Annotated in this window: 8 protein-coding genes and 1 pseudogene; 4 read left to right on the top strand and 5 right to left on the bottom strand. The window is 62.8% G+C overall.

Annotated features, from left to right (window positions below):
* Positions 1-485: 485 nt before the first annotated feature.
* Positions 486-1,187 carry a hypothetical protein gene (locus LG661_RS23265; protein ID WP_230534374.1) on the bottom strand — a complete coding sequence of 234 codons (702 nt, stop codon included), beginning with the start codon at positions 1,185-1,187 and terminating at the stop codon, positions 486-488.
* Positions 1,188-1,231: 44 nt separating this feature from the next.
* Positions 1,232-3,235, bottom strand: coding sequence for a BCCT family transporter (locus LG661_RS23260; protein ID WP_230534373.1), 2,004 nt, complete (start codon positions 3,233-3,235; stop codon positions 1,232-1,234).
* A gap of 233 nt (positions 3,236-3,468) precedes the next feature.
* Here LG661_RS23260 and LG661_RS23255 point away from each other — a divergent pair, with 233 nt between their 5' ends.
* Positions 3,469-4,386 carry an arginase family protein gene (locus LG661_RS23255; RefSeq protein ID WP_230534372.1) on the top strand — a complete coding sequence of 306 codons (918 nt, stop codon included), beginning with the start codon at positions 3,469-3,471 and terminating at the stop codon, positions 4,384-4,386.
* A 185-nt stretch (positions 4,387-4,571) separates the two neighbouring features.
* Here the strand turns inward: LG661_RS23255 and LG661_RS23250 are convergent, their stop codons facing one another.
* From LG661_RS23250 to LG661_RS23240, 3 genes are all read right to left on the bottom strand, one after another.
* Positions 4,572-5,588 (bottom strand): LLM class flavin-dependent oxidoreductase, encoded by a 1,017-nt coding sequence (locus tag LG661_RS23250; protein ID WP_230534371.1) that lies wholly within the window; start codon positions 5,586-5,588, stop codon positions 4,572-4,574.
* A 201-nt stretch (positions 5,589-5,789) separates the two neighbouring features.
* Positions 5,790-7,073, bottom strand: a complete 1,284-nt coding sequence (locus LG661_RS23245) for a cation:proton antiporter domain-containing protein (RefSeq protein WP_230534370.1) — start codon at positions 7,071-7,073, stop codon at positions 5,790-5,792.
* A 348-nt stretch (positions 7,074-7,421) separates the two neighbouring features.
* Complete coding sequence (locus LG661_RS23240) at positions 7,422-7,748, bottom strand: hypothetical protein (RefSeq protein WP_230534369.1); 327 nt, start codon at positions 7,746-7,748, stop codon at positions 7,422-7,424.
* 205 nt (positions 7,749-7,953) lie between these two features.
* On the opposite strand from LG661_RS23240, the gene LG661_RS23235 reads away from it, so the two are divergent.
* The 3 genes and pseudogenes from LG661_RS23235 to LG661_RS23225 all read left to right on the top strand — a co-directional run bounded on the left by LG661_RS23235 (position 7,954) and on the right by LG661_RS23225 (position 10,271).
* A complete protein-coding gene (locus tag LG661_RS23235; protein WP_230534368.1) occupies positions 7,954-8,340 on the top strand; it encodes a response regulator in 387 nt (128 codons plus the stop codon).
* Between the two features lie 424 nt (positions 8,341-8,764).
* Positions 8,765-9,674 (top strand): annotated as a pseudogene (locus LG661_RS23230) (PAS domain-containing protein); the annotation flags it as partial.
* A 33-nt stretch (positions 9,675-9,707) separates the two neighbouring features.
* The gene (locus LG661_RS23225) at positions 9,708-10,271 is read left to right on the top strand and encodes a PAS domain-containing protein (protein WP_230534375.1); all 564 of its coding nucleotides are present in this window, start codon (positions 9,708-9,710) and stop codon (positions 10,269-10,271) included.
* Positions 10,272-10,283: the final 12 nt, after the last annotated feature.

The raw sequence follows: 10,283 nt of genomic DNA, 5'->3' as shown, positions 1-10,283 counted from the left end.
GCCCTCAGACGGGATGAACAACCTCCTCAGATCTCACAGCTAGTGAGGTCGAGGACCAGTCATGCGACCGGATCCTGACGCCCATCTCGCCACCGCCGATCAGGAAGGGGTGGTCTGGAACGGAGGGGCTACCGTGCATTCCACCTGTCCCTGGCAAGATGTCGCCGTCCGGGCGCAGCTCGCTGACCCAGCTCGACTGGCGAGCGGCGAGGCACCGGTGCAAAGCTCTCACTGGGACACCGCACTGCAGACCAGGCCTTGTGCAAAGCTCCCGGACCCGGCACCGGGGCTGTAATGATGATACTTGTACGCATGCGGCCGAAATTCTAGGGATGTTGCTCCGCAGCTGCAACCGCGTAGCAGGGCAGGCTTGCCGATTGCGGCAAGTGCCACACCTGATGGTCGACTTTGTTGACGTGAACAGCCTGGCTGCCTGTCTTTCACACGCGACCAGGAAGCAATTCAAGTAGCGCCGAGGGACGATATCACAGATCCACTTTGACATCGTTGAGGAGTCTCTCCCGCTTCCGGCGGGATCGGATTTGCTGCGTCCCGACTGCATGTCCCTTCAGGAGCAACTGGCCCTGTGACCGGATCAAGTCAAACCGGCGTGTCGCTCCGGCAAGGAGATCTTCAGAGCCATGCACCGCGATCACCTTGATCTCAAAGGCGACGAGACTTTCCAGGTCATCGGAAGTAATGGCGCCTCGCAGCCCGGCGCGCCTTTGGAGCACAGGCTCAATAAGCCTTTGAAACGACCCGATATCGACAAAGTGACCAGTCTGCAGCGGCCCTTGCCGGGTCGCAAGCTTGAGGTCTGAGCGGCCTTCCAGCAGCTCGGTCACCGGGCAGCTCCAGCGACCCTCAGTGGTTTCAACGGTCGCGATGAGGGTCTCGATATAGATGACCTCGGCGCTCATGTTGCTGATCAGGCACCGGGCCTCAAGCCCGGACCCGGCGCCGCGATTGATCAAGATGCTCGGCCTCTTCTGCCGGCGATAACTGCTGACGAACACCTGCAAATAGGCAATCCAGACGAGTAGCATCGCGATATTCGCCAGGACGCCCATGACCTGATGGTTGCTTGCAATCCATTCCCACATGATCGTTCGCTTGCTGTTGGCGGTCTCATAGGTTCGCTGCGAGCTTTCTCGGCCGCCCGGGATGAAGGCTCGCCCTGTCTCCATGGTCGATCTTTCCCGCTCCCGCAGAAGCTTGGCAAACGAGGCCGTCACTGCGAGGGTGAATCAAGCTCATGTTCCGGAGCGCCATGGACGAGTTGCGTCGCCGGCGAGTGGACGAGCAGGAGATAGTGCTCGAACTGGACGAGGACGTCCGCAATGATCTGATCGCGGTTCATGCCCATGATGTCGTAGCCGCGACCGCCGCTGGAAAAGTAGGTCCGGGCCTCGTGTCGATATTCGGGCTTCCCGGCGGCAAGAGGAGAGAAGATCGCCAGGGGCTGTGCACTGCGGCTGACGCCATAAAGGAAGTCGCGAACGCCTTCCGCTGGCGAGCGCAGGGCGATGGCGCCACCATCTTCCTCTACCACATGAGCGGTGCGGCCGCGCGAGGTTAGCTCTCGCGCTACCTGGTCGAGCGCCGGACGTACTTGGGTGGCGATGAACTCGTCCACTTCGGCTTCGGTTGGAGCGTGGAGGATGAGTGCGAGACGGCGCTGCCAGGTGAGGCCTGCGGCAGGCTGGGCGGAGGGAATATACGGTCTGGTGGCGTGCGCCTGCTGCTGGGCGAGGTCCGCGCGCATGCCGACCAGGAGTGACCACACGAGCGCCAGCATAACAAGGGTAAAAGGCAGGGCGCTGGCCACGGTCGCCGATTGCAGGGCTCCAAGGCCGCCGGCGAGGAGCAGGCTGGCGGCGACGATGCCCTCGAGCACGCACCAGAAGACCCGCTGGCCGGTGGTGGTCTGGGTTTCGCCGCCTGCAGCGATAGAGTCGACGACCAGTGAGCCGGAGTCCGAGGACGTGATGAAAAAGATCCCGACCAGGAGCACGGCCAGGGTGGAGGTGAGGCCCGAAAACGGTAGGTACTCAAAGAACTTGAAGAGTCCAACCGATACATCGTCGGTAATGGCCGCGCCCAAGGCACCGGCTGCCGCTCCGGTATCCACGAAAATTGCAGTGTTGCCGAAAACGGTCATCCAGAAAAAGGTGAAGCCGGCCGGGATGAAGAGCACGGCGGTGACGAATTCCCGCACAGTGCGCCCGCGCGAGATGCGCGCGATGAACATGCCGACAAAGGGCGACCAGGAAATCCACCAAGCCCAATAGAAGAGTGTCCAGGCATCGATCCAGGGCGTCGGCTCGTAGGCATAGATATTGAAGGTGCGCAGCACCAGCGTGTCGAGATAGAGACCCAGATTCTGCACGAAGTCGCGAAACAGCTGCGCCGTTGGCCCGACCACCAGGACGAAGACCATCAGCAGGATTGCCACGACAAGATTGGTCTCGGAGAGAATGCGCACGCCTTTGTCGACGCCGGTGACAACCGAAATTGTGGCGAGGGCGGTGATCACCGCGATGAGGGGTAGCTGGACTTCAAGCCCGATCGGGAGGCCCAGAAGATAGTTGAGACCGGCATTTATTTGGGAGACCCCCACGCCGAGCGAAGTGGCAATGCCGAACATGGTGCCGACAATGGCGAAGATGTCGACGATATGACCGATGGGGCCGTTGATGCGCTCCTTGAGGAGCGGGTACAGGCCGGAGCGGATTGTGAGCGGGAGGTTATACCGATAGCCAAAATACGCCAGCGACAGGCCGACCACGGCGTAGATGGCCCAGGCATGAATGCCCCAATGGAAGAAGGTGACCGACATGGCCTCGCGCATCGCTGCGATGGAGCGCGGCTCGGCCGTTGGCGGCGCCATGAAGTGGGTCATCGGCTCGCCCACGGCGTAGAACATGAGGCCGATACCCATGCCGGCCGCAAAAAGCATGGCGATCCAGGAGATGAACTTGAAATCGGGAGCGGATTCGTCCGGTCCGAGCTTCAGCCGACCGTAGCGCCCTAGGCAGAGGAGAAGCACGGTAACAAGAAAGATGCCGACGGCGAGGAGATAAAGCCAACCGAAGCTGTTGAGAATGGCCGCCTGCACGGCACTGAAGACCTCGCCGGCGCGATCCGGGAGAACAATCCCAATGGTGAGGAAAATGCCGATGACTGCGACTGCACCAAAAAAGACCGGCGGGTTGATGATGAAGCGCTTGAACATGCGTTCCCGTTGGATTCTCAGTTGGCAGCCGCGGCTTGTCTCAGAGCACGTAGTGTCGCCTTCCGGGACGCCCACTTTCCTGATCTAGGGCTAGAAGACATCGAAGGGAGACGAGTTCCTTTCCAAAACGGCTGTATACTGGTTGAGATCGGTCAAATGATGTGGCCTGGAGCATTGCCAAGACGAGCATCAGAACAGACTGGATCCGGTGTCACGAAGTTTGGAAATGCACGATGCCTCGCAACAGAGTTCTTGTCCGTGCGCCGTCGAACCTAGGCTTACGCCCCCTTGCTCCCGGCCATGAGCCGGGAACCTGGCGCGCTCCCGAGGCCCTGACGCAGGCGGGGCTCGTTGACGCGCTTTCGCCGTCACTGATCGTCGACCTCGAACGGCCAGCCTACAAGGCTCATCCGGATGGCGGCTCAGGGCTCCTCAATGGTGCGGCCCTCAGAGAGTTCAACCTGACGCTCGCCGACACCGTTGCGGGTCTGCTTGACGCTCCAGCCTCCTTCCCGGTCGTGATAGGGGGCGATTGCTCGATCCTGCTCGGGGCTCTGGCTGGCCGTCGCCGGCATGAACCGCTGTCCTTGGTGCATATCGATGGGCACAGCGACTTCCGCCATCCCGGCAACTACAATGCGGCGGAGGTGCCAGGTGCCGTCGCCGGGATGGACCTTGCGCTGGCAACCGGACGGGGAGAGGCCCTGCTGACGGACTGGCCCGTGGTGAGCTCTCCCCTGGTTCCTGACGAGCAGGTCGTGCAGATCGGCGAGCGCGAAAGCCATGATGTCGATTTTGCCTGGCCCGATATCGACGATACCGCCATCACTCGCCTAGACGTGTTTGCACTACGCGATCTCGGCATCGTGGAGGTGATCGCTCGCACGCATGCTACGCTCGGGCAGCAGCCGGACTGGCCGTTCTGGATCCACTGGGATGTCGATGTCCTGGACCAATCCGTGATGCCAGCGGTCGACTCCCCAGGAAGCCCTGGAATCGATGAGGAGGATCTTATTCCGCTCCTGCAGGTGCTGACGGAGGATCGGCGCTGTGCCGGGATGACGATGACCATCTTCGACCCCGACCTCGATGCGGACGGTACGCACGCAGCCCGGCTCGTCTCCCTGCTGCGACTGGTATTCCGGAATTGAGCGCGAGCAATCCTGCAGATCGGCGAACGACATGCCGGTCAGTCGCCGTTTCAGCGTCTCGGTCCTGGCGACATGACAGGCTTCCGGAAAGGGGCCGGGGGCTGTGCAGGAAACTTGGCGCTCGCACGCCCCGCCTTAAGCCCTACATTCGCTCCATCAGCTTGCGGGCGTGACCCACGACCCCATCATCGCCAGCCCAGCGCCGGAGCGACATGCTTCAGGATGGCTTCGATGACATGGGCGTTGTAGTCGACGCCGAGCTGGTTCGGGACGGTCAGAAGCAGCGTATCGGCCTCTGCAATCGCCTCGTCCGCCTTGAGCTCCTCGACGAGCTGGTCCGGCTCCGCGGCGTAGGAGCGGCCGAAGATTGCGCGCATGTTGTCGATGATCCCGACCTGGTCGCTGTCCTTGCTGCGCCCGAAATAAGCGCGGTCGCGGTCGTCCACGAGCGCGAAGATCGAGCGCGAGACTGAGACGCGCGGCTCGCGGGCGTGCCCCGCCTCCTTCCACGCCTCCTTGTAGTGACGGATCTGCTTGGCCTGCTGGACGTGGAAGGGTTCACCCGTCTCGTCCTCCTTCAGGGTCGAACTCTGGAGGTTCATGCCTAGCTGCGCAGCCCAGACCCCAGTCGCGTTGGAGGCGGACCCCCACCAGATGCGCTCGCGCAGACCTTCCGAGTGCGGCTCCAGGCGAAGCAGGCCGGGCGGGTTGGGAAACATCGGGCGTGGGTTCGGCTCGGCAAAGCCCTGGCCCTTGAGGACGTTTAGAAACACTTCTGCATGGCCGCGGGCCATGTCGGCGTCGCTTTGGCCGTCTTCGGGTGCATAGCCGAAATACCGCCAGCCATCGATCACCTGCTCAGGCGAGCCGCGGCTGATGCCGAGCTGAAGGCGTCCGCCGCTGATCAGATCGGCCGCGCCCGCATCCTCGGCCATGTAGAGAGGGTTTTCATAGCGCATGTCGATGACGGCGGTGCCGATCTCGATCCGGCTCGTCTTCGCGCCGATTGCCGCCAGCAGCGGGAAGGGCGAGGCGAGCTGGCGCGCGAAGTGATGGACGCGGAAGTAGGCGCCATCCGCACCGAGTTCCTCTGCCGCTACGGCAAGGTCGATCGACTGGAGGAGGGCGTCACGGGCCGACCGCGTCTGTGACTGGGGTGAGGGTGACCAGTGCCCGAACGAGAGAAAGCCGATCTTCTTCATGAGGCGGTCCTGTGCAAGTGCCTTCGGTCGATTCGACACGATAGCAGGCAGATTGGCTGGTCGTGTCGAAGCCTCCCTATGAGAGTTCCTTTGGCAGATCAATCCTGTCGCACGCGTCCGCTCATGTAGGCCTGGGGCTGCACCCCATCTCGGTTCGGAACCCGTACATGGCCAAGGCGGGGACCATGAACCCCGCTGGGATCAGGAGGCCGAGGCCGCCTCCCGGGCCGACTTTTCGTGCAGGCCCCGCGTGGCCAGCGGTACTGGAGCGGGATGATGCGCATAGAGGAGCGTGAATGCTGCAGCCGTTACGCCATGGGCCAGGATGGAAGCAAAGATGAGGGCGCTGGCGGCATGCCAGATCGTGGGATCGTAGACATGCCCACGCGCGAAGGTGGCATAGTACATGGCCGCAACGCCGATCGGCCCGAACCAGCCAAGATAGGCGGCATCACGGATGTTGAGGGCGCTGCGCAGGGCGGGCGACAGGAGCCCGACCACGAGAGGACGACGCAGGAGAAGGACCAGCACCGCCAGTGCGAGCAGCGGCCAGCCCAGGCGCATCCACTCGGAAAACGGGAGTGCAATTCCGAAAATGACAAACATCGGAAGCGTGAACAGCTTCGCGACTGCCTCCTGGATATGCTCCTCCTCGTGCTCCTCGTTTCTGTCCGCGCACAGATTGAAGACAAGTCCGGCCAGGAACACGGAGATGATTGCGTCCGCATGAACCAGCTTGGCTGCTCCCAGCGTGAGGAGCGAGAAGGCCACGGTGTAGCCCAGCAGGGAGGTTGTCTCGACGATCTTGTGCCGTTCGGCAAACGCCAGGAGCTTGGCTGCGATATAGCCGATCGAGCAGCCGATGACACTCGCAGCCACCACCCCGACCAGCAGCGACTCAAGAAGCCAGCGTGACCAGGCTTCGCCGGCAGGATGTCCCATCATCAGAACCGGCAGCATGACGAAGAGATAGGCAAGGCCGTCGTTGGCGCCCGCCTCGAGCGAGATAGCATCCCGCACGCGCAGAGGCAGGTGCTCTTTGGCAAAGGGGCCGGTGACGATGGAGCTGGCCACAACCGGGTCAGTGGGCGTGACGACCGCCCCCAGCAGGAGGGCTGTCCAGAACGACAGGCCGAGAAGCCAGCCGGCGAGCGCCGAGGACGCCAACCACATGCCGAGCATGCCGAGGATCAGGAGGAGGATCACCGGATGCCACAGGATCTTGACGCTGTCCTTCTTGAGCCGCAGCGCAACCCCCATGAGCCCAATGGCCAGGGTGATCCGCGCGGCCTGCTCGAGCACGGAATTTTCTTCACCCCATTGTGCCTGGTCGAGCCAGCCGAGCCCGTAAGGTCCTACCGCGATGCCGATGAAAACCGCGATCATGGGCTCCTGGACAGGGCTCTTCTTGATCGGTTTTGACAGGAGAGCGATCAGGACGACCACCGTCCCGATCACGGCAAAAGCAATGTTGAGCTGGTGCATGCGTACTCCGGCTGATCATCCTGCGCTATATTGAACCATTATCGGAGGGTATGGTTCAGGTTGTCAGTCGTACCCAGCAGCCGTGCTCGGCGTCTTGAGGCGGGGCAACGCACAGGGAATATCCCTCGGGCGGCAGAGGACGATATTCCTTCGGGGGGGCTCGCTGCCCGACCCTGCGCCGCGTAGAAGTCAAGCGCCGCAAGCGGTTCGGCGCATCACGCCAGGCGAGTGCAATGGCCCCGGCGGCAAGTCCCCGTCAGGATTGCGGAGCGTCCGCAAGCGTATTGCCGAAGGGGATCGGCGGGCGATCAGGACGGCTCGATCCGTATTGCGGCGGTGGCTCGGCTGTCAGCTCTGAAATTCCGGCGGAATGGCCGCAGTCTCCTCGTGGTCATGGTCAATCAGCACGAGGAAGGTCACGAATGCGCCGCCACGGTCCTCATCGTCCTCTTCATCGCCGTCGATGTCGAAATCAGGAGCCTCGAATGCCGCAACCTCCTGCTCCGATGCCGGCCGGATCGTCAGGGGCGCCCGCCCGTCCCACAGAGGTGTTCCGTTGCTGGTCATTGCGATCAGGTCCTGCTTGAACTCGTCGCTCTGGAAAATGCCTCCTGCCTGGGCCTCCTCCGCATCCGTGATGGCGATGGGCTGGCCATTGATTTCGAGAGTGAACATTGCTCCTCCTTTGCGGGTGAACGGCCAAGTCAGGCATCGGTTCGCCGGAAACGGGCCAGCGTCGGGGTGAGCTCTTCGCCCGGAACTGGCTTTTCAAGCCACGGCACGTCGTTGAGTTCCTCAGACAGCGCATGTTGACCTCCTGGCGATACAGGAACATTGGACCGGCCCGGTCGTTTGCTGGCGTCGTGCAAGGAGTGGGGCAATGCTGGCGGGATGCCGTGTGCTGGTCGTCGAGGACGAGGCGCTCGTGGCGGAGGTTCTCCGCGAACTGCTGGCTGAGGCCGAGGGAGTGCCGGTCGGACCGGTCTCTTCCGTCGGGGAGGCGCGCCAGCTGATCAAGAACGAACCGTCCCTCGATGCAGCCCTGCTCGACATGAACCTCAGCGATGGCCTGGTCACACCGGTCCTGGAAACGCTCAGCGCCCGCGGAATTCCGACCGTCGTCTATACCGGGGGCGCCGTTCCGGAGGATGTTCGCCAACGCCATCCCAACCTGATCGCGCTCGCGAAGCCCGTGCTGCCGGCCCGGCTTATCGGCGAGCTCCGGAAGGTGATCGGAGCCTCGGGTACACACCTTTCGGCAGGATGATCCATGGACCCTGCCGGCCGAGGCTCCCATGACAGCCGGTGTGTTGTCATCCGCCTTGGCCTCGAGCCCTTTCCGTTTGCCATGGCGCGACCGCGATCTTCTCCAGACGGCCTGCATTGGGTTCGGCATTGCCGGTCAGACTTCGCGACCTTAGCCGTAAGCGTTCGTTCCACCCAGGCTCCGGCCTGCTAGGGCTTGCGCAGATCGGAGCCTGGGGGTTCCTCTGGCGGTCTTAGGGGCGACAGAGATCCCGCTTGACCCGGCATGCAGGCAGCCTACATGGGGGACACCTTTTGCCACTCACTTACCCCCATGCCCTCCAACGCAACCTTGAACGTCTCTTTGACGCCCGAATTGACTGCCCTCATCGCTGCCAGGGTGGCTTCGGGCCGCACCCGCTCCGGCAAAGACGAGCGCAGCCTCCATGCTCGATAGCCCTCCCGCCCTGATCCCGGACTTTCTCCAGGGCGGAGGAGAGATGAGTGCGCTCATCCGCTCCTATGAGTGGAGCAGCACCTCGATTGGCCCGCTCTCCGGATGGCCGCAGAGCCTGCGCACCACCGTCAGCATCATGCTGTACTCCCCTGTCCCCATGGTCCTGCTCTGGGGGGCGGACGGGGTGATGATCTACAACGATGCCTATACGGTCTTTGCCGCGGGTCGGCATCCGCGCCTGCTCGGTTCCAGGGTTCTGGAGGGCTGGCCCGAGGTGGCAGACTTCAACGCCAACGTCATGCGGGTGGGATTGGCGGGAGGCACGCTGTCCTACCGCGACCAGAAACTGACGCTCTTTCGCTAGGGCGTCCCCGAGCAGGTCTGGATGAATCTCGACTACAGCCCGGTGCTCGGCGAGAGTGGTCAGCCCGCCGGCGTGCTCGCCATCGTGGTCGAGACCTCCGAGCGGGTGCTGGCCGAGCGTCGCATCGCCCAGGAAGGTGAGCGCCTGCGCGAGATGTTCGAGCAGGCGCCCGGCATCATGGCAATGCTCAGAGGGCCCGATCACGTTTACGAGTTGGTGAATGCCGCCCAGCTGGAACATGTCGGGGGCCGGGACCTGATCGGGAAGCCCGTTCGCAAAGCGCTGCCCGAGCTTGAGGGCCAAGGCATCATTGAGCTTCTCGATGAGGTCTACGCAACCGGAAAGCCTTACGTCGGCCACCACAGGCCGGTGAAGGTCCAGCAGCAGGCCGGTGCGGCGCCCGAGACCCGTTATGTCGACTTCGTGTACCAGCAAGGATGCACAGGGCAAGGTCACAGGCATCTTTGTCCAGGGGCATGATGTGACCGAGCACGTTCAGTCGCAGCTTGCCTTGCGTGAGAGTGAGGCTCATCTCTCGGCGATCTGCGCCCAGGCAGCGGCGGGGCTCGTGGAAACCGACCTCTCGGGCCGCTTTCTGCAAATGAACGACCGGTACTGCGAGATCGTGGGACGCACGCGCGAGGAGCTCCTGAGCGGCCTGCGGATGCAGGACATCACCCATCCGGACGACCTGCCGCGAAACGTGAGCCAGTTTCAGACAGTACCTCGGACCGGAGAAGCATTCGAGATTGAGAAGCGTTATCTGCGCCCGGATGGCCGAACTATCTGGGTCAGGAACGCGGTGTCGCCGATTTATGACGGTGCCGGTCAGCCGCGGGCGATGGTGGCGGTAAGTCTCGACCTCACTGCGAAGAAACAGATGGATGCGGCGCTGCGCGAGAGCGAGGCGCGTTTGGCCGCGATCTTCGCGCAGGCCTCTGTCGGCCTGTCGGAGATCAGCCCCGAAGGGCGCTTCCTCCGGGTAAACGACGAGTTGTGCCGCATCTTCGGGCGCTCCAAGGAGGAGTTGCTGCAGCTCGGAATCTTGGACGTGACCGTCGCGGCTGACGTTCCGCCGATTCTGCTAGCGATTTCACAGGCTCTAGCACTACTTTGGCACTTTCATCAGTGAGCCGAGGGTGAA

The organism is Microvirga roseola (assembly GCF_020866965.1).
Lineage (GTDB): Bacteria > Pseudomonadota > Alphaproteobacteria > Rhizobiales > Beijerinckiaceae > Microvirga > Microvirga roseola.
The sequence above is the reverse complement of the archived record's forward strand: the minus strand, read 5'-3'. Positions and strand labels throughout refer to the sequence as shown.

Bases quoted from the DNA above. Each gene is read 5' to 3' on its own strand.
- LG661_RS23265 (WP_230534374.1), bottom strand. From the start codon at position 1,187: ATGGAGACAGGGCGAGCCTTCATCCCGGGCGGCCGAGAAAGCTCGCAG.
- LG661_RS23260 (WP_230534373.1), bottom strand. From the start codon at position 3,235: ATGTTCAAGCGCTTCATCATCAACCCGCCGGTCTTTTTTGGTGCAGTC.
- LG661_RS23255 (WP_230534372.1), top strand. From the start codon at position 3,469: ATGCCTCGCAACAGAGTTCTTGTCCGTGCGCCGTCGAACCTAGGCTTA.
- LG661_RS23250 (WP_230534371.1), bottom strand. From the start codon at position 5,588: ATGAAGAAGATCGGCTTTCTCTCGTTCGGGCACTGGTCACCCTCACCC.
- LG661_RS23245 (WP_230534370.1), bottom strand. From the start codon at position 7,073: ATGCACCAGCTCAACATTGCTTTTGCCGTGATCGGGACGGTGGTCGTC.
- LG661_RS23240 (WP_230534369.1), bottom strand. From the start codon at position 7,748: ATGTTCACTCTCGAAATCAATGGCCAGCCCATCGCCATCACGGATGCG.
- LG661_RS23235 (WP_230534368.1), top strand. From the start codon at position 7,954: ATGCTGGCGGGATGCCGTGTGCTGGTCGTCGAGGACGAGGCGCTCGTG.